The sequence below is a fragment of the Clostridium sp. ATCC 25772 genome (genome assembly GCF_001573875.1).
Taxonomy (GTDB): Bacteria; Bacillota; Clostridia; order Clostridiales; family Clostridiaceae; genus Clostridium_J; species Clostridium_J senegalense.
This window is the reverse complement of record NZ_LFRG01000030.1, coordinates 26,015-47,386: the sequence shown is the minus strand read 5'-3', so window position 1 is coordinate 47,386 and position 21,372 is coordinate 26,015. Positions and strand designations below refer to the sequence as shown.

Here is a 21,372-nt window from a genome sequence, read left to right as displayed (position 1 = left end):
TACCTCATAGTTTTTTTGATATTATTATATCTAAAATTTAAATCTTTTGCACTAATTAGTTTTCAGACACACCCTAAATAAAAAGATAATGCCGTTTTAAATTTTAATATATTATTAAAACAACATCATCTCCTAATTAATTTTTTATCCTAAAATCTTTTCAAGAATAAATCTAGTTTATTATGAGTAATTTAAACTTTCTACATGGGTATTTCTATAGACAGGAAGTGTTATAACGAACTCACTCCCCTCTCCAACTTTGCTAATTAGTTCTATATCACCCTCATGTAACAAAATTAATTGTCTTGTAACCGTAAGCCCCAGTCCACTTCCACCATATTCTTCTGTAGACTTTTTATAAGCTTGTGAAAATCTATTAAATATTACATCATGATATTTACAATCAATACCTATTCCCGTATCTTTTACCGATATTTTCACCTGCTGTCCTAAATCAAACAATTTAACCTCTATTTTTCCACCTTTATCTGTAAACTTAACTGCATTTCCTATTAAATTTATAATGCACCTTTCTATTTCTACTGGTGCACATTCTATCATTTTCTCCTCCATTTCAGGATCTATTATAAGTTCTATTCCTTTATTCTCTATTAAATCCTTCATTGAAAGAGCAACTTCTTCAACTAAATAAACAATATCCACATTTTCAAATTTTACTTCGTACGTTCCTGATTCAATTTTGGACGTATCTATTATATTATTTATAAGCTTTAATAATCTATTAGAATTTTTATTCATAACCTTTACATAATATACTATTTTTTCCTTTGGAATACAACTTTTTTCTTCATTCAATTTATCTATAAGTTGAAGACTACTTAGAATAACATTTAGTGGAGTTCTAAGTTCATGTGATAAATTAACAAAATAATTATTTTTATTTTTTTCTTGCTTAATAATTTTTTTATATAAATTTTCATTTTCATGTAACTCTTTATTTAATTCACTAGTCTTTTGTTTTACTAAGGACTCTAAAACTTTAAACTCATTCCACAAAAATAATATAATCATAGATACTATAATAATATAAATTAAATAGGCAAAAGGTGTTCTCCATGGTGGCGTTTGAATATTAATATTTACTTTCTTAGGACTACTCCACTGACCAATACAATTTTGTGAACATATTTCAAAAGTATAATCACCTGGCGGAATCTGGGTATAACTTATATTATTCAAGTTTAATCCAAAATTCCATTCCTTATCTAATCCTTTTAGTCTATATGAAAATGCTCTATTTCCTAAATTTCTATAATCAGGAAGAAAGAAATTTATACTAAAACTATTTTCATAATGTTTTAAACTTAAGTCCTCATAATCAACTATTTCTTTATCATTAATAGATATATCTTTTATAACTACGTCTGTACTAATATCTTCTTCTTTAAATTTACTAGGACTGAATACATTAAATCCATTATTACCACCAAAAAACATTTCTCCATTTTTATTTTTAAAATAAGATAATAAATTAAACTCTTTTCCTTGTAATCCATCAAAAATATCAAATATAATTATTGATTGATTATCAATCTCTAACTTACATATTCCTTGATTAGTACTTATCCAAGGATTATCTTTTTCATCTACTAATATTCCATATACATAATTGCTTGGTAATCCAGAACTTTCATCACCTTGAGTAAATTTTTCTGTTTTAGGATCTAACATATTAATTCCATAATCACTGCCAATTAATATAGTACCTTTACTATCACTATTAATACAGCTTATTCTATTACTTATTAACCCATCACAAGTATTTTCTTCATGATAATAATTTTTTATTTTATTAGTTTCTTTATTATATCTTACAATACCAATATTTCCACCAAACCACATTTCTCCATTTTTATCTTGATGTATTGTTAAAATAACTTTATCTAATTTTCCAATAGTACTTTCTAGAATGAATTTATAATCTATGACCTCACCATCTGGAGATATAGCTATTAATTCATTTCTACCACCAATCCAAAGATAACCTTCTTTATCAAAATATAATATTCTTGGAGAAAATATAGGTAAATCCAAAGTAGTACTCGTTCCATTACTTTTATCAAATTTTTTTATATAATGAGATGTATTCCAGTATATTTCATCATTCTCATTACCAACTACAGACCATACATACTCATTTTTATCTTCTTTATATATAACTTGATTTCTATTTTTTCTATCAATACAATTAATTCCATTATCTCTAGTTCCTACCCAAAGCAATTCATCATTATCTTCATAAATTCCACTTATTATATTGCTGCTTATAGAATTTTCATCTCCAGTCTTTTTATATTGTTTAAAAAAACTTTTTGAATTATATAAATTTATTCCATCTGCAGTTCCAATCCATATAAGTCCTGTTCTGTCTTGATATATATCTATAACTACATTACTTGATAAACTTTTTAAATCACATGTGCTATTTTTACATTCTATAATTTTTTCAGTTTTTAAATCATATATATTTAATCCATTATGAGTGCCAATAAACATTTTATTTTCTTCATTACAATTTACTATTTTTAATTTTGTAATAGTATTACTTAATATTTCCTTTTTTTCATTGTTATAAATAATATTTTCTTTTGTTTTTAAATTTAGTTTATTAATTCCACCTTTTAACGTTCCCACCCATAGATTGTCATTTTCCACGCACAAACTTGTAATGCTATTATCTGTTAAATTGTATGAATTTCCTCCCTGAAAATAAGTATCTATATTACTCAAATCTTTGTTAATACAATTTAATCCATCCTTTGTTCCCACCCATATATTCCCTTTATTATCTTCTTCTATAGCAGTAATTCTATTATCTGTTAACTTTATATCAGAATTGCTTTTACAAAGCCTTAAAAAATTATCTTCATCATAATTATATATATTTAATCCATATTCAGTTCCTACCCATAATCTATTTTTAGAATCTACCATTAATGCTCTTATACTATTATTAGATATACTATTTTCATCACAATCATTAGATTTATATATTTGAACCTTATTGGTTTTAGTATCGAATCTATTAAGTCCATTTTTTGTTCCTATCCAAATATTTTCTTTATTATCTTGTGTGATACACAAAATATTAGAAGATGATAAACCTTTATCTTTAAATTTATTATATTTAACAATTTCAAATTTATTGCCATCATATATGTTTAACCCTTCATTAGTCCCTATCCACATATATCCTTTTTTATCCTGTATAATTGATCTTATAGTATTTTGCGACAATCCATCTTCATTAGTAATTCTTTCAAAATTTAGCTGATTTCCTACAGCTAATGCATTAGATGTTAAATAAGTACAAAATAAAACAGAAATAATTAAAAATTTAATATAAAATTCATTTTTTTTCAAATAATAACTTATCATATAATATCCCCTCATATAATAACTTCAAACTTTATCTTTTTATACAATAATATAACAATTTTTATATTATTTCTATATTTTTTCATTTAATACATTATATTGTAAGTTGAAATATTTGGAATTTTATGATATTATTACTTAAATTCAAATTCCGTAAATTTTCAACTTTAAAATAAGGAGGATATTATGCATAATTCTACATTAAATTCAATATTTAACAGAACTTCTTTGCGAAAATATAAAAATGTCGAAATTGAAGAAAATCATTTAAACTTAATTTTGGAAAGCGCTATGCGAGCTCCTACTGCTGGGAATATGATGATGTATTCTATAATAGTAGTCAAAGATGCTAAAACAAAAGAATTGTTAAGTAAAACTTGTGATAATCAACCTTTTATAGCTACTGCACCAGTAATATTAATATTCTTAGCCGATATGCATAGACTTTATAAATACTTTGAAAATTGTAATATCAAAGATTATTGCAATAAAGCCAATGTAAAATTTAAAACTCCTAATTTATCAAGTTTATTTTTAGCTGCTGGTGATGCTTTTATAGCTGCTCAGAACACAGTTGTTGCTGCAGAATCCTTAAATATAGGCTCTTGCTATATAGGTGATATAATTGAAAATTATGAAATCCATAAAAAACATTTTAACTTGCCTGATTGGACATTTCCTATCTCAATGCTTTGTCTTGGCTACTATCCAGATGATTATCCTAAAAAAGTTACACCTCGATTTGATAAAAAATACATTATTCACTCTGAACATTATCAAGATTTAAATAAAGATGATTTTAAGACTATGTATGAACTTTATGAAAATAAAATTTCTAAACCTAATAAATACAATGCTGAAAATTTTGGTCAATTTTTATATGGTAGAAAGTTTGGTCAAGAATTTTCTAGTGAAATGGAGAGAAGTATAAATGTAATATTAAAGCACTGGCTAAAAAAATAATTTCATATAAAAAAACTGTATGAAAGTAGAATTTAAATTCTACTTTCATACAGTTTCTCCTAACTTTTTATCAAGTCCTCTGTTTTTGCATTTATAGTTTCTATTAAATTTTTAGGTGATATTTCTATCTGAACACCAATTTTACCACCACTAACTATAACATTTTCCAATGTTTCTACAGTAATATTTATAAATGTCTTATATAATTTTTTCATACCGATTGGAGAGCATCCCCCTCTTATGTATCCAGTATATTTATTAATATCTGTAACTTTTATCATCTCAATCTTTTTTTCACCACAAATTTTTGATGCTTTTTTCAAATCCAATTCTTCTTTTACTGGTATAACAAAAACATATAATTCCTTACTAACCCCTTGAGCTACTAATGTTTTATATACCATGTCTTCTGACTTTCCTATTTTAGCAGCAACTGACAATCCATCTATTTTTCCATCTTTATTTTCATAGGTTATAATATTATAATTTATATTTTTTTTATCTAAAATTCTCATCGCATTTGTCTTTACCTGTGCCATTTTTTCTCCTTTACTAATCTAATTATAAATTTATTTAATCTTTTATTTATTGTATCAAATTTTGATTTAAAGACCAAATTATAGTACATATAGGGTTTCAAATTTTAATTTATACTTTTATAAAGTGACAATTTTTTAGCTTGATAAAGATATGAATTTAAACTCTATGTTGACGCCTTATCTTAGGCAACAATTTGACCTTATAAAATACCTTCTGAATTTTTTTTATTATATTGGATATACTAATTAACGATGTTTTCATACATCTAAACTAAAATTCATTTATTATATTTATAAATTAAGGTATAAATTATACCTTATATTTCAAGAAAGTATTCCCTATAATACTCCCCAAATATTATAAATACTTTCTTCATTTTCCTCCATTTATAAAGGTTGTGGTTATACTTTTATAAATATAACTCATAAAAAGAAGGTGTATTAAATTGGATTGTCACCAATGTAATACACCTTTTTACTATTAGGATAATCAAATTTAATAATAAGTCAGTATTCTCGCATATTTGACCTCTTATTTCTTATCATATGCCTTACTCAACTTCTTCACTTTTATCTATGGAAAACAAATATAGATATTTTTTTATAACTTTTTTCCCCGTTCCTTGTTCTAAAGCCCTACTATAATAGTCTAATTGCATTTTATATTTTTCTTTTATAGACTGAACTACATTTTCATTATCCCTTGATATATAATCTGTTTTATAATCAAATAAAATAATTTGATTATTTTTTTCAATGTACCCGTCTATTATTCCTTGTATTTTTATAAATTCATTATCATATACATCTTCTTGTAATTCTTTATAAACTTCTTTAGCTCTTACTTCTATACTAAAAGGCACTTCCCTATTTAAAGTTCCGTCTTTATAAGCTTTTATTATCTCTTTTCCTAAATCATCATTAAAAAAGTTAATTATTTTACTTATTTTAATAACTTTTTCTTGTTCTTCAGTTATTAATTCTTTTTCAACCATATTTGCTATCTGCATTTTTATGCCATTCTCACTACAATCATGTGAAAAATCTAATCTTTGCATAACAGCATGAATAGCAGTACCCTTTTCTGCTGGTGTTAAAACTTTTTTTTCTTCTAAAAATTTAGGTCTTTTAACTATTGATGGAACATACTTTCCTGTATACTCCCTTTCCTGTTCTTCATTATTTTGCCTCTTTAATTCAGATACAGTAAAATTAGTTTCCATATTGGTAGCTTTCTCATATTTGTATCTATAATCTAATCTATTAAAAACTTCATTGTGTATTGTATCATCATGAATTTCATAAATTCTATTTAATATTTCTTCTATATCCTTATTACTAACTATTTTATCTTCATATTTTATAAGATCTTTATAACTCATAAGTTTAACATTCCACTTAGAATTATCGTTAATTATAGGAATTTTATTATCTTTTAATAACCCAACTCCATCCTCATGTCTAATTATACAAGGCATAATCCAATCTAAATAATTATTAGCTCTTATTAAATAACTTTGCAGAATTTTTCCCTCACTATTTTTAGCTATACTACGCCATTTGTCTATAGATTTTTCAAAAGATTTAATACTTCCTGAAATTATTAATTTTTCTTTAGCTCTTGTAAACGCAACATAAAGTATTCTCATTTCTTCTGATAAATTTTCTTTCTTTATTTTATTTTTAATTATATCCTTGATTATAGGACTATATGAAATTCTTCTTTTAAAATCTATAACCTCAGGACCAAAACCTAACTCATGATGAAATAATACTTTTTTCTTTATATCCATAGTATTAAATTGTTTTCCCATAGCACTTAAAAACACAACTGGGAATTCAAGCCCTTTGCTCTTATGAATACTCATTATTCTTACTACATTTTCATTTTCACCTATAGTTTTAGCTGATCCTAAATCACCACTAGTACTTTTAACTTTATCTATAAATTTTATAAAGTTAAATAAACCTTTATAACTTGTTTTATCATATTGTTTTGCCCTTTGAAATAGCATTCTTAAATTTGCCTGTCTTTTTTCCCCAGTAGGCATTGCCCCTACATAACCATAATAACCCGTTTCCATATATAAATTCCAAATTAATTCGTCAATAGGAACTATAAGTGATTTTTTTCTCCATATATCCAATTTCATTAAAAATCCAGATATTTTTTTTGTTAATTTTGTATGTTCTAATTCAATATAATTTTTTAGTGCATCATAAATATCTGTTTCTGGACTATTTAATCTAACATTTACTATATCTTCTGACGAAAAACCACCTATTGGCGAACGTAAAACAGCTAATAGGGGAATATCCTGTTTAGGATTATCTATAATTTCAAGCAAACTTATCATTGTTTTTATTTCTAAAGTATTAAAGTAACCATCATTTGCATCAGTATAAACAGGTATACCTATTTTTTTAAGTTCTTCTGAAAATATAGGTGCATAACTTGAGGTAGCTCTTAGTAAAACAACTATATCCTTATACTGTGGAATTCTATATTCTTTTAAATTTTTATCAAAAATTTTAAAGTCATTTTTACATTCTATAAATTCCTTTATTCTCTGTCCTACAGCTCTTGCTTCCAATTCTATAGTAGATATTGCTTCTTCTTCAACATCTTCATTATCTTCTATGATGCATTCATTTTCAAAAAGCATAACTTCTACCGGTCCACCACAAACACCATCTTCTAATTCTTTATAATCTGCACCTAAATTTAAGGACTCCTCTTCTGTGTAATCTAATTCACCTAAATGCTCACTCATTATATTTTTAAATATATAATTTACAGCATTTATTACTTCTTCTCTACTCCTAAAATTTTTATACAGTTTTACTAATCGTTCTTTTGATCCTTCTGACTCACTATAAGTGTTTTTCTTCTTAAGAAATAGTTCTGGTTTTGCCATTCTAAACCTATAAATACTTTGTTTTACATCACCAACCATGAATATATTATTTTCACCAATGTCTCCTTTAGAAATCATAGTAAGTATATACTCTTGCACATAATTTGAATCTTGATATTCATCAATTAAAATTTCGTCATACTTCTCTCTTAATTCCATAGCTATCTTAGATGGTTTTATATTATTTTCTTCATCTAGCTGTGTTAAAATTTCTAATGCAAAATGTTCAAAATCATTAAAGTCTATTATTCCCTTTTCTTTCTTTTTTTCTTGATATGTTTGAGATAAATTAATTACCAACTCACAAAGTTTTTTCATAAGTGGATATAAATATTTAATATCTTCCTTGCAATAATTAGAAGTTGCTTTATTTATAATAGATGTTAATTCTAAAATTTTCTTCTTATTTGTTTCCCTTATGTTTTTTACTTCTTCTTGAGAGACTTTATTCTCACAGTTTTTAATGGAAGGCATCCTTACAAATTTTATATTATTTATTATGTTTTTTAAGCTTTCTAAGGAATCCCTATTTTTATATAATTCTCTAAAGTATGAATACTCATCACTTATAACTTTATAATACTTTTCTAAAGAGTTATCTTCTTCTATTATCTTTTTTGCTATTTTCATAGATTTAGTTAAACTCTCTAATTCAATTGCTATATCATTAATTAACGCTTTACCTATAGATGAATCTTCTATTTTAAAAGCTTCTTCTATATTAAACATTTCACTTTTTTCCTTTAGCCACTGCTTTGGATATGGTGTACTCATAGAAAATCTATATAAATCCAAAACCATATTAAATAGACTTAAGTCATTTTTATTATTGCAATAACATTCTATAAGCTCTAAAAATTTTTCATCATTGTCTTCATACATTTTTTCAAAAACTTCTTCTAATGATTCTTGCTTTAAAAGTTCTGTTTCTGTCTCATCTGCAACTCTAAAACTTGGGTCTAAATCTATCATATGAAAATTTCTTTTAATTATTTCAAGACAAAAGGAGTGTATAGTCATAATACTAGCTTTATTTAAAAGTGTTAATTGTCTTTGAAGATGCTTTGATGTAGGTTTACTGGCAATTTCTTTTGAAATGGCGTCACCTATTCTTTCTCTCATCTCTGATGCTGCTGCATTAGTAAATGTAACTACTAATAGTTTATCTATATCAATTGAATTTTCCCTATCTGTTATCATATTTATTATTCGTTGAACTAAAACTGCTGTTTTTCCTGAGCCTGCAGCTGCTGCAACAAGTAAGTTAGCATTTCTTGTATCTATTGCCCATTGTTGCTCCTTTGTAAATTTAACTTTATTATCACTCATTTACTTCTTCACCACATTCCAATATTTTTAATATTTCCTTATCCTTTTTCCCCTTAATATTTCTATATTTATTTTCCTCAAAGGATAAATCAAATTGACATATAGCTGATAACTCACAATATTCACAAGGATCATCATCTTCAACTTTACATGGATTAATACTAATATCACCACTTAACATATCTTCACAAAAGTTTTTTAACTCTTTACGAACATGCTTTCTAAGTACGTTAAACCCATCATAAGATATTACACTAGAATCAGATGTAAATTCACCATCTTTTTTTAATCCAACAGGTATTATACTAGACTTATTTCCGTTTTCTAATCTTTCATCCATTTCTCTTAAAACTTCTACATCTCTAATTAAAAGTCCCTTCATCTTCAGCTCTTTTAATATACTACTTTCTATTTCCTCATCAGACATATTTTCATCTACACTTATTATTGGATCATCTATCTTAAAATATAAAACTCCTGCTGGGTTAGACTTTTCTCCTATGTTTAATTTCCTATTTAAAATTGCATCCAAATAAGTTAATAACTGAACCTGTAATCCATAATATACATCACTTAGTCTAAATTTTTTTGATCCTGATTTATAATCTATAATTCTATAATATACTTGATTACCAGATATTAATTTATCTATTCTATCTATTCTTCCTATTAGTTTTACAACTTCTCCATTTGAAAGCTCTATTTCTATTGGTGGATATTCACTATTCGCTGTGCCAAAACCAATTTCATATCCTTCTGGTTCAAATTCTCCTAAATTAATTTGATTCATGATAGTTATAACTGCTCTTACTAAGACTCTTTTTAGTCTTTCACTTATATATTTATATCTAAAAGAACTATTTAATATAAAACTTCTATCTTCACTCATTATAATATTTACTATTGACTCCACTTTACGTTCACAATATTCAATGTCAATATCTTGCCACTTCAGTCCTTCTTTTCTCATATCTTTAGAAAAACTATCTAAAACATTATGCATAAAACTTCCCAAATCCGGTGCTGAAAACCCATAAACTTTTCTTTCTTTTGCTTTTAAACCATATTGTATAAAATAAGCAAAAGGACATCTAGCATATTTTTCTATTTTAGATACAGTAAAATAATTTCCACCATCATAAAGTTCTTTTGCTTTTTCATTACTTATGGCATCTATAACATTTTTATATGAGAACCCCTTAAAAATAGTTTTGGCCTTTTCGCTATAATCCTCATTTTCTATAAAATATTTATATACCTCGCCCCATATTGGTGATATTTCTTCTGTTTCTATATAATGTCTTATTTGCATAATAAGATTATTAAAAGTTGGAATATGTGAATTAACATAATCTAATTCATCCATATTCATATCTTTTACTATGTCACTTTCTTCTTTCACTTCTTTAAGAATACCCTTTATTCTAGATATTATTATAGATTGTCTAAGAGCCTTTCCTTCAAAATCTGCAACGGGATAACTTAAAGTAAGTTTTTCACTTGGAAGTGTTAGCGCAGTATATATCAAAAATTGTTCCTCAAACATTAAGGTTTGCGTATCACTTGATAATTTCATACCATTAGTTTGAAAAACTTTTTTATCTAAATCATTAAATATTCCATCTTCTATTTTAGCTTTTGGAAAAACTCCATCATTAACACCAACAATGTAAAGTGCTTTAATATCTTGAGCTCTTATACGTTGTATATCTCCTATTGTAACTTGATCTAGTGCTGGTGGAATTATCCCTATCTCGTGATATGAAATAGCCATATTAAATAAAGATACAAATTGCTTTACTGTTATTTTTTCTTCTCCTAAAACCTTAACTAATTCATCTAAAATTTCCATAAGTAAATTCCATATAGAACTATACTCCCTTGCATCATTTAACTGTTCTTTTTCTTTTAACTCTTCGATTTTTGTGCTTATCTTATGTCCTAAATTCAATTCTTCTAAAAATACAAACAATGCTTTACACATACTTGCAATTTTATTTTCTTTTTTTAAACTTTTTTTCAAATTAAGAATTGGTCCTAAAAATTTATCTTTTATATTTTTAGGTTTTTCTTCTTTCCAATAATATTCATCTAAATATTTTTTTTCACCTTTTACACCATAAGCTATAACATAATTTTCCAAAACATCTACATCTTCCATATCAATATCAACAAACCCACTTTTTAAATATCTGAAAACACTTTCATACGAAAAGTTCTTTAATATAATTTCTAGTGCGGATTTAACCATAATTACTATAGGATTACTCTCTACATCTTTTTTCATATCTAAAAAATATGGAATTTTATACTCTGAGAAAATAGCTTTTATTATATCCTCATAACTATCTAAATTACGAGCAATAACTGCTATATCTTTAAATCTATAATTTTTCTCTCTACATAGTCTTAATATTTCTTTTGCTACATATTGTATTTCTGAATAAGTATTTAATCCTTTAAATATTTTTATATCATTTATTTCTTTTGCATATGGTTTAGTAGCAATATTAAAATAATTTTTTTCTATATAGCTTAATTCATCACTATTCATAAATCTATAATTATTTTCATTTTTAGGATTCCCTTTTAATATAATTGGTTTTTCATAAGATATGTTATTTTCTGCTGCTATTTTTAATATTTTATTTTCAGTATAAAAAACAGGATAAAATGCATCTGTTATATCAAATTCCTCTTCCTTTTTTAAAACATTGCTTCCCGTATATGGCAATGTTATATTTACTCTCTTACATATTTTAAAAAGTTTTTCTATAATATTATATTGTTGAGGCGTAAAACCATAAAACTCATCAATCCAAATCTCTGCACCACTTAAAAATTTACTCTTTAAAATTTTCTCATTTAAAAAATCTAAAGTATCTGCTGGATCAAAAGTATCTTTTCCTAAAGCTGAATTATACTTTTCATATATTAATGATGTATCAAATATTTTGTCTGATAAAAGTGAGCTTTCATCTATAACATTTTTCATTTCATTAATATTTTCAACAGTTACATTGTAAGTCTTAAATTCATTAATCATTGATATAATATTATCTACAAAACCACTCTGCTTTGCTGATAATGAAAATACTTTAAGCTCATCCTTTGACTCTTGAAGTATCTTATCAACTATTATTGCTTTTCCCGTATTACTTAAATTTTTATGTGTAATTCCTCCTACTTCATTAAAAATGGTATGAGCTAGCCTTTTAAAACTAAAACTATATACATTATTAACGCCTAAACAACCTAATCTTTCTAATAACATTTTCTCTGATTTAAAAGATAATTGCTCGGGAATTAACAGTATTAAAGGATTCATTTCACCTTTTTTCTTTTTATTTATAATTTCTTCTATACATCTATAACTTTTTCCACTACCTGAACCACCAAATATAAATCTTAATGTCATATCTATATATTATTGCATTTATATAATTTTAGATTTTAATAAAATAAATTATATATACAATAAAAAACTCACCACCTTTAAATTAAATAACTCTTAATTCTTTGTACTTATCATATTTAAATTATATACTATTTGCTCTAAAGTAGTCAGATGTTAGCGATTAAAGTTAATAATTAAACTTTTATTATATGTTTCTATTTTAGATTTAATATTATTAAAAAACATATAAAATCTCATCTCGTTAAAAATTAAAGTTTATACATAAGTAAAATTTTATTTAAATTTTATCCGCTATTTTCAATATAATTTTTATTTTTTAATAATTTTATGATTTTTTTTAAAATAAAAGAAGGATTTTCTATTTTTGTGTAGAATATTCTTTATAGTAAGGCAATTAAAAATATTTGGAGGTATATGTTATGAACAAAATTGTTACTATTGAAGAAGCTATCTCTCATATTAAAGATGGCATGACTGTTATGATCGGTGGTTTCTTAGCAGCTGGAACTCCAGAAAAATTAGTAGATAAATTAGTTGAAAAAGGGGTTAAAGATTTAACTATAATTGCTAATGATACTGGATACCCAGATAAAGGTATTGGAAAGTTAATAGTTAATAAACAGGCGAAAAAAACTATTGCCTCTCATATAGGTACTAATCCGGAAACTGGAAGACAAATGAATGAAAATGAAATGGACGTTCAACTTGTTCCTCAAGGAACACTTGCTGAAAGAATTAGATGTGGCGGCGCTGGTCTTGGAGGATTCCTAACTGAAACTGGAATTGGAACTATCATAGAAGAAGGCAAAGAAAAAATTACTGTTAATGGTAAAGAGTATTTACTTGAACTTCCTTTAAAAGCTGATGTAGCATTATTATTTGGATCAAAAGTAGATAAAAAAGGTAACATCTATTATCATGAAGCTACTAGAAACTTTAATCCATTAATAGCAATGGCAGCTGATATTGTAATCGTTGAAGCTGAAGAACTTGTAGAAGCTGGTGAATTAGATCCTAACATAGTTGTTACACCATCAGTTTTTGTTGATTACATTGTAAAGGGGGACAAGTAATTATGGATAGAAGTATGATGAGAGAAGTTATAGCAAAAAGAGTTGCACAAGAACTTAAAGACGGAGATGTTGTAAATCTTGGTATAGGACTACCAACACTTGTTGCTAATTACATTCCTGAAGGAATAGATATAACACTACAATCTGAAAACGGTTTTGTAGGAATAGGTTCTTCACCTAAAGAAGGAGAAGAAGATAAAGATTTAATAAATGCAGGTGGACAATACGTTACTGTGGTACCTGGTGCTGCATTTTTTGATAGCTCAATGTCATTCTCTATAATAAGAGGTGGACATGTTGATGCAACTATACTTGGTGCACTTGAAGTTGACCAAGAAGGAAATCTTGCTAACTGGATGATTCCTGGTAAAAAAGTACCTGGAATGGGCGGAGCTATGGATCTTGTAGTTGGAGCTAAGAAAGTTATAGTTTCAATGGAACATACTGCAAAAGGAAACCCTAAAATATTGAAAAAATGTACATTACCATTAACAGCTGCTCACCAAGTTAACTTAATAATAACTGAAATGGCTGTTATGGAAGTTACTAAAGAAGGTCTTGTTTTAAGAGAATTAGGACCAGAAGCTACAGTAGCTGATGTTAAAGCTTCAACTCTAGCTGATTTAATAATTCCTGACAATATAAAAAGAATGAATATATAACATAATTATTTACAATAAAAAATGAACTGAATTTTATCAGTTCATTTTTTTATTACTTCAACAACTGCTTATATAGCAATTCTATATATAGTAGTTGTTATAAAACATACTATAAATGCTACTACTGTAGGCATAACTAAAGAAAATAAAGCCCATTTCCTACTTCCTGTCTCTTTCTTTATTGTAAGTATTGTCGTTGCACATGGAAAATGCAACAAGGAAAATATCATCGTATTTAATAATGTTAAATAGGTCCAACCATTATTTATCAAAATATTTTTAAGCATGTCTAAACTAGTATAATCTACCATCGTACCATTTGCTAAATATCCCATTAAAAGTATTGGAAGAACTATTTCATTAGCTGGTAGCCCTAATAAAAATGCCATTAATATAAATCCATCTAATCCTATTAAACTTGCTATAGGATCTAAAAAATTAGCAATATGCCCAATTATACTCATATCTCCTATAATAATATTACTAAATATATATATAAGAACCCCTGCTGGAGCTGCTACCTTAATAGCTCTAACTAATACAAATATAGTCCTATCAATTATAGAAGTATATATAACCCTCATTATTTGTGGTCTTCTATATGGTGGTAATTCTAATGTGAAAGAAGAAGGCATACCTTTTAATATAGTTTTTGACATTATTAATGAGCTCAATAACGTTATTATAACACCTAAAATCACTAAGCCCACAACTATCAATGCAGCTAATATTGAATTTGCTGTATTAGATGCAAAAGTACCGCCTACAAAAATCATTGATAATGCTATTAATGTTGGAAATCTTCCATTGCAAGGTACAAAACAATTCGTAAGTATTGCAATTAATTTTTCTCTTGGCGAGTCAATTATTCTACAAGCTATAACCCCAGCTGCATTACATCCAAATCCCATACACATTGTTAAAACTTGTTTACCATGACAACATGCCTTTTTAAATGCTTTATCTAAATTAAAACAAATTCTTGGTAAATACCCACAATCCTCAAGTATAGTAAATATAGGAAAAAATATAGCCATAGGTGGTAACATTACTGCAACTACCCATGCAACAGTCTTATACATTCCTAAAACTAAAATATTTGTAAGCCAAATAGGACTATTTATACTTTTAAAAAAGTTTAATAAATGTGGTTCTAAATTGTTAAACATGTCAGCTAATAACTGTGATGGATAATTAGCACCCTGTATTGTTATCCATAAAATCACAGTCAGAAGTATAAGCATTACTGGTATTCCAAATTTTTTTGATGTTAGAATATCATCTACTTTTTGTTGTTTTAAAATTTGATTTTCATCTTTTTTTACTGTCTCTTCTGCAATATAGGAGCAGTTTTCATATATTTTTAAAGCAATTACATCTCTAATAGAAGTTGCTTCCTCTATAATTTCTTTAATTTTTTTAGTATCTTCATCATCATATAATAAAAAATTTTCATCCACATATTTGCGTATAGACTTTATAATAGTTTCATCTCCATCTAACAATCTTAATGAAACCCATCTATAGTTCATATCATTATATCTTTTATATAATAACTTAGATATAAAATTAACCTTCATTTCTATATCTTCACCGTAATCTATCTTAAATAGCTTTTCTCTTTTATATTCTTTAGTGTATACTTCTAAATTTTCCTTTAAATCCTTGATTCCTTCACCATTCCTCGCAGAAGTTACAACAACAGGAACTCCTAATAATTTTTTTAATTTTTCAATATTTATTTCTATATTTTTCTTTTTAGCCTCATCAATCAAATTCAAACAAACTAAAACCTTAGGATTAAGTTCTAAAATTTGAATTAATAAATTTAAATTTCTTTCTAAGCAAGTTGCATCTACAACTACAACATTTAAATCTGCCTGTCCAAAGCATATATAATCTCTAGCAACTTCTTCTTCTGATGATGTTGCTAACAATGAATACGTTCCTGGTAAATCTACCAAAATGTACTCATTATTTTTATAATTAAAAGTTCCTTGAGAATTTACTACTGTTTTTCCTGGCCAATTTCCTGTGTGTTGGTGTAATCCAGTTAGTTCATTAAAAACAGTACTTTTACCTGTATTAGGATTTCCCGCTAACGCTATTATATATTGATTGTTTTTATTTTTTTCAACAATCTTAATGTCTTTTAAATTTTCTTTTTTTGTTGAATTAAAAGTTAAACCCATCTTTCACCTCTAAAAAAATTGTTTAATAAAATAAATCTATTTTTATTACCTTTATATAAATAAACTAGAATTTCAAATTATATATTAGTATAAAATTTTTATAAAATACTTTTCTTCACCAAAATATTTTCACTTTCTTCTTGTCTAAGCGCTATGCATGTTTCTCTTACAAGATAAGCTACTGGCTCCCCAAAAGGTGATTCTCTTAATATATAAATTTTAGTACTAGGCACAAATCCTAAGTCTAATAATCTTTGTTTGCTTAATCCTGTAGATAAAACTGATTTAATCTCTACAGTCTCACCTACTTCACATTCACTAAGTTTAAATATTTTATCCTCCATAAACCATTCCCTACCTTTTGTTAATTGATTTTAACATTTGTAACCTCATTACATATTATGTAATTTAATATACATTGGTTCTTAATATATATATTTATATAAAATATGCTATTTAAATGAAATCCGGTATCATTTTTATTATTTTTTTTGGATTTTTACCCACATTTTGATACACATAATATTGCTTATATTGCTCACAATATTACTGTAATGATTAAAGATTATAAAATTTCTTTAATCAATAAATTTAGAGGAGGTAATTAATAATGAAACAAAATGAATCAATTGGATGCACTGTAGAACAATGCGAACACCATGCTAAAGACAATAACTATTGTACATTAAACAAAATAGAAGTAGGTACTCATGAAACTAATCCTACTATGCCTGAATGTACTGATTGTAATAGCTTTAAAAAATGTAATCACTAATTAAACTATTTTATAAAATTTTAAAATATAAAATAGCATTTTTAGTATACATTTTTTAATAATTAGTATTTATTACTAATATATTAGTAATATTGATGTTAATTATTAAAATTGTAAAATGAAAATAAAATCTAAAGATTACCTTTAAAGATATTTATATGAGCTCATATTATACAAATTATAAATTGTTAAAATTTAAAATAATTTTTTATTAAATATTTTTGTTTAATAACTAAATAAGATATTTAATAAATCTAATTTATAGCTGTATAATTCAGTTGTTAACAACTTTTTTTAGAAAAGTAGAAGATTTTCTTCTACTTTTCTATAAATAAAATTATTATTTAAAACAAATATTTGTCTCTAAAATATTTTTGTAACATTTTTGTAAAAACAAAAGTAAAATATAGGTTTATAATTTAATTTGTAGTGTTATGGAAAAATATTTATTTAAAAGGAGACATAAAGATGAATATTTCATATAAAAATACATCTAAATTAAAGAAAAAACAAAAACGCTCTATTTTAATTTTTACTTTAGTAATATTTGTATCTTTTATATCAATTTTTTATTGCAATCATAAATTAAATCAATATAAAGATGAAAATACAAATTTAAAATCTAAAATAAATTCTTTAGATACAGATATAAGTGATTTAAAAAGTAAAAATTCTAAGTTATTAGAACAAAAAAAGGATTTAGAGTCTAAAATTAATTCATTATCAAAGCAATAAAACAATGTATTTAATGGTTGTAGGGGGGTAATCTAATGAAAAACAGGACAAGCGCTTTATTTATAAAAATTCTACTTATTTTTACAATATTTATTCTTATTTTTACTTTATTTGTAAATTCAAAGGCTATATTGGCAAAATCTGATACTAGAACTTTATCAGAAACAATTGAAGATAAAGTTGCTGAAAAAGATAAGCTAGCTAAGGAAAATATTACCTTAGAGCAAAGTATAAAAGAAAAGAAATCTCAATATAGTGAAGTTTTATCAAATACTAAAATTGCATATTTAACTTTTGATGATGGTCCATCAAATCATACTTTGAAAATTTTAGATATTTTAGATAAATATAATGTAAAAGCTACTTTCTTTGTTAACTATAAACCGGGAATGGAAAGTATATACAAAGAAATATCTGATAGAGGACATACTTTAGCTAATCATACTGCTTCTCATAGCTATAATAAAATTTATGCTAATAATGAAAGTTTTTTAGGGGATATACAATCTTTAGATGAAAAACTAAAATCTATAACTGGTAAAGAACCATCTAAAATTTTTAGATTTCCTGGTGGTTCTAATAATAGAGTAAATGGTCATACTGATGCTAACTTTATGCCTGGATTATCACAATACATGACTGATCTTGGTTATACTTTTTTCGATTGGAATATAGATTCTATGGACGCCGCTACTTTTAAACAAGATAAAAATGTAATAATCCATAGTATCCTTGATAATACTCCATATGTTAAACAAGCAAATATATTAATGCATGATTTAAATCCTAAAACAACTACTGTAGATGCATTATCTAACGTTATTGAGGGATTAAGAGCTCAAGGTTTTATTATTGAACCTTTAACCCATGATTCAGCAAAAATACAATTTACTCCTGTTAATGAGTAATAATTATAAAAAGTTATAGCCACCAATAAAATTGGTGGCTATAACTTTTTGTAGTACTCTATTTAAATTATTAATGATTATTGCTATTTTTTATATTTTTCCTTTAAAAATTTATCTACTCTCTCATTATTTACAGATACTATTTTATTAAATATATAATCATATCCATTTTTTGAATGTGGTATCATACAATTAGTACAATCCTTTATTCCATTACTCATTACATTATTTCCACCACAATCTTCAAGAAAGTATAATGGACAGTAGCAAAATAAGCAATTGAAATCTTCCTCTTTATTTACCTTGTGACAAGGAAAAAATTCGCAATTTTTGTGTTGAAAAAACTTATAATTCTCACTCATGATATTATCTCCAATCCCATAATTAATATTTAAAATTTACTTTTATTTTAACATTTTATTTCAAATTTATCTAACATTCAAATAATTTTCCAAACGCTTACTGATTATATAGCAGACTTTAAAAAGCCTTTTCCCTGAACTTCCATCGCGTCTGAAACAGAAACTAATGCTCTTTTATCTATACTTTCTATCAATTTTTGTGCATTATTAAGTTCCTTTTCTGAAACCACAGAATAAATAATTTTTCTTTTAACACCAGTATAAGCGCCTTCTCCATAAAAAAACGTAGTACCTCTTCCTAAACTGTCCATAATTGCATTAGATACTTCATTTTCTTTTTCAGTTACTATTATTAATATTTTCTTTTGATTAAAAGCATTTATTATTTTATCTATAACTTTAGATTTTACATACATAAGCATCATTGTGTATAGTGTTAACTCTATATTTGTTATGAAAATTCCTAAAGCCACTATTATTCCATTTAATGCGAAATATAATGAAGATATTTTAATTCCTCTATTTCTTCTTATTATTATTGCTATAATATCTGTTCCACCTTGTGATGCTCCTTGTCTAAATATTATTCCCATACCAATTCCACTTAAAATAGCTCCAAAAAATGTAGCTATAACTACATCATTTACAACAAATCCTTTAAGTAATTTGTCTGTTATAACTAATGCTACTGACATAGATACCATTCCAATAATACTCAAAAAAATAAATTCCCTATCTTTTAAAAATTTATATCCTATAATAAATACCGGTAAATTTATTATAAATACCCAGTATCCTGAAGGAATGTCAAGAATATATTGAAGTATAAGAGAAATTCCAGCTATACCTCCACTTAAAAGTCTATTTGGTGAAATAAAAATATTTATTGCTATAGCATAAAGTATACTTCCAAAAATAATTTTAATTATCTTTAAATATATATTGTTATATTTTAAATTCATATTAACATCTCCTAATGAATAACTAAATTTTATATTATTTGTATAATTTTTAGCTACCCTTTTCATGTAATCAAATAACAATATACATATGTCATATTAATTTTAATCAATTTTTGACTTCTCCTTCCCTCCGAAAGATTATCATAAGATTGTAGGCAGGTTTCCTGACTTTGTAATCATCCTCATTTAGTCCTTCCCAGTTTTAACCAGTGGATATTCTAAACTTGTCCTACTTACAGTAGCGGGGGCTGTAGTGGATTTTAACCACTTTCCCTTTTACCCTTAAATTAAGGCACCTATAAACCCTATATTTTTTCTTTATTTTTTTCTTTTAAATTAAACATAGGAGAGAATAAAACATCTCTCCTATAGCTTAAGTGTGTAAATTTAATAAAAGTTAATTTTCTACATATAAGACTTCAGTTAGCTATGTGTCTAAACTAATTTTAAATATAAGCAAATTCTTCACAATTATTATTTTTTAGGTATCTAAAATTTAAACTCTAATGGCAATTAACTGAAACTTATCAAATAGAAATAATTTAAAGTTTATAAAAAATATCTTCGTAAAACAAAGATATAATATAGCATAATCTAAGTAATTGTAACTTATATACATTACTTTTTCCTTTGTAATTCCAAATTATTATTTTATTTTATAAGAACATGTTATCAATTTTTCAATAGTTTATCAAGTCTACTTAAATTTTTATTAAAACTTCAGTAGATAAAGAGTATTTTTTAATATTTAACCTCTATCTACTAAAGTCAGGTAAATAAAAGTAATTTAAGTTATTGGAAATATATAAAAAACCTTCGTAAACTTTACGAAGGTTTATATAACAAATATTAAATAATATATTTAAATTGAATTAAATATACGAATTCAAAGATTGTTACAAATTCTTCCCTCCGAAGTTTTATAAAACAAAGTTCTAGGCAGGTCTCCTGGCTCACGCATCATCCTACACCATCCTTCCCAAAATAATTCAGTGGATACTGGTTCGTCTGCGTTACAGTAGCGGGGGCTGCAGTGGATTTCAACCACTTTCCCTTTTAACTCTTTTTAGAGCACCTATTACACAATATTTACTTTATATTTATAATTATACCACGAAAAAATATTTTTTCAATAGT

At 25.7% G+C, this 21,372-nt stretch carries 14 protein-coding genes and 2 riboswitches; of the genes, 6 read left to right on the top strand and 8 right to left on the bottom strand.

Going from position 1 to position 21,372, the window contains the following annotated elements:
• Positions 1 to 180: 180 nt before the first annotated feature.
• Entirely contained in the window at positions 181 to 3,399 is a 3,219-nt protein-coding gene (locus AZI32_RS11650; RefSeq protein ID WP_061996005.1) for a sensor histidine kinase, read from the bottom strand.
• 186 nt (positions 3,400 to 3,585) lie between these two features.
• Here AZI32_RS11650 and AZI32_RS11645 point away from each other — a divergent pair, with 186 nt between their 5' ends.
• Positions 3,586 to 4,362 carry a nitroreductase family protein gene (locus AZI32_RS11645; RefSeq protein ID WP_061996004.1) on the top strand — a complete coding sequence of 259 codons (777 nt, stop codon included), beginning with the start codon at positions 3,586 to 3,588 and terminating at the stop codon, positions 4,360 to 4,362.
• 59 nt (positions 4,363 to 4,421) lie between these two features.
• Here the strand turns inward: AZI32_RS11645 and ybaK are convergent, their stop codons facing one another.
• The 3 genes from ybaK to addB form a co-directional block, all read right to left on the bottom strand.
• On the bottom strand, positions 4,422 to 4,919 hold the full coding sequence (gene ybaK, locus AZI32_RS11640) for a Cys-tRNA(Pro) deacylase (protein WP_199869631.1): 498 nt from the start codon (positions 4,917 to 4,919) through the stop codon (positions 4,422 to 4,424).
• Between the two features lie 533 nt (positions 4,920 to 5,452).
• On the bottom strand, positions 5,453 to 9,148 hold the full coding sequence (gene addA / locus AZI32_RS11635; protein WP_061996002.1) for a helicase-exonuclease AddAB subunit AddA: 3,696 nt from the start codon (positions 9,146 to 9,148) through the stop codon (positions 5,453 to 5,455).
• Positions 9,141 to 12,566 (bottom strand): helicase-exonuclease AddAB subunit AddB, encoded by a 3,426-nt coding sequence (addB, locus tag AZI32_RS11630; RefSeq protein WP_061996001.1) that lies wholly within the window; start codon positions 12,564 to 12,566, stop codon positions 9,141 to 9,143. The genes addA and addB overlap by 8 nt, the downstream gene beginning before the upstream one ends.
• Positions 12,567 to 12,985: 419 nt before the next feature.
• Between addB and atoD the strand changes: the two genes are divergently transcribed.
• Both atoD and AZI32_RS11620 read left to right on the top strand, forming a co-directional pair.
• Positions 12,986 to 13,639, top strand: coding sequence for an acetate CoA-transferase subunit alpha (gene atoD / locus AZI32_RS11625; RefSeq protein ID WP_061996000.1), 654 nt, complete (start codon positions 12,986 to 12,988; stop codon positions 13,637 to 13,639).
• Between the two features lie 2 nt (positions 13,640 to 13,641).
• Positions 13,642 to 14,301 carry a CoA transferase subunit B gene (locus AZI32_RS11620; protein WP_061995999.1) on the top strand — a complete coding sequence of 220 codons (660 nt, stop codon included), beginning with the start codon at positions 13,642 to 13,644 and terminating at the stop codon, positions 14,299 to 14,301.
• A 68-nt stretch (positions 14,302 to 14,369) separates the two neighbouring features.
• Here AZI32_RS11620 and feoB read toward each other — a convergent pair whose 3' ends face one another.
• Positions 14,370 to 16,493 (bottom strand): ferrous iron transport protein B, encoded by a 2,124-nt coding sequence (gene feoB / locus AZI32_RS11615; RefSeq protein WP_061995998.1) that lies wholly within the window; start codon positions 16,491 to 16,493, stop codon positions 14,370 to 14,372.
• A gap of 98 nt (positions 16,494 to 16,591) precedes the next feature.
• Positions 16,592 to 16,837, bottom strand: a complete 246-nt coding sequence (locus AZI32_RS11610) for a FeoA family protein (RefSeq protein WP_061995997.1) — start codon at positions 16,835 to 16,837, stop codon at positions 16,592 to 16,594.
• Between the two features lie 266 nt (positions 16,838 to 17,103).
• Between AZI32_RS11610 and AZI32_RS18025 the strand changes: the two genes are divergently transcribed.
• From AZI32_RS18025 to AZI32_RS11600, 3 genes are all read left to right on the top strand, one after another.
• A complete protein-coding gene (locus tag AZI32_RS18025) occupies positions 17,104 to 17,268 on the top strand; it encodes a DUF1540 domain-containing protein (RefSeq protein WP_082761228.1) in 165 nt (54 codons plus the stop codon).
• A gap of 468 nt (positions 17,269 to 17,736) precedes the next feature.
• Complete coding sequence (locus tag AZI32_RS11605) at positions 17,737 to 18,003, top strand: hypothetical protein (protein ID WP_061995996.1); 267 nt, start codon at positions 17,737 to 17,739, stop codon at positions 18,001 to 18,003.
• 35 nt (positions 18,004 to 18,038) lie between these two features.
• Positions 18,039 to 18,911 (top strand): polysaccharide deacetylase family protein, encoded by an 873-nt coding sequence (locus AZI32_RS11600; protein WP_061995995.1) that lies wholly within the window; start codon positions 18,039 to 18,041, stop codon positions 18,909 to 18,911.
• 83 nt (positions 18,912 to 18,994) lie between these two features.
• Here AZI32_RS11600 and AZI32_RS11595 read toward each other — a convergent pair whose 3' ends face one another.
• Complete coding sequence (locus AZI32_RS11595) at positions 18,995 to 19,273, bottom strand: cysteine-rich small domain-containing protein (protein ID WP_061995994.1); 279 nt, start codon at positions 19,271 to 19,273, stop codon at positions 18,995 to 18,997.
• Between the two features lie 104 nt (positions 19,274 to 19,377).
• Positions 19,378 to 20,235: a YitT family protein gene (locus AZI32_RS11590; protein WP_061995993.1), complete on the bottom strand. Its 858-nt coding sequence runs from the start codon at positions 20,233 to 20,235 to the stop codon at positions 19,378 to 19,380.
• Positions 20,236 to 20,371: 136 nt separating this feature from the next.
• Positions 20,372 to 20,550: riboswitch (cobalamin riboswitch) on the bottom strand.
• Positions 20,551 to 21,155: 605 nt separating this feature from the next.
• Positions 21,156 to 21,329: riboswitch (cobalamin riboswitch) on the bottom strand.
• Positions 21,330 to 21,372: the final 43 nt, after the last annotated feature.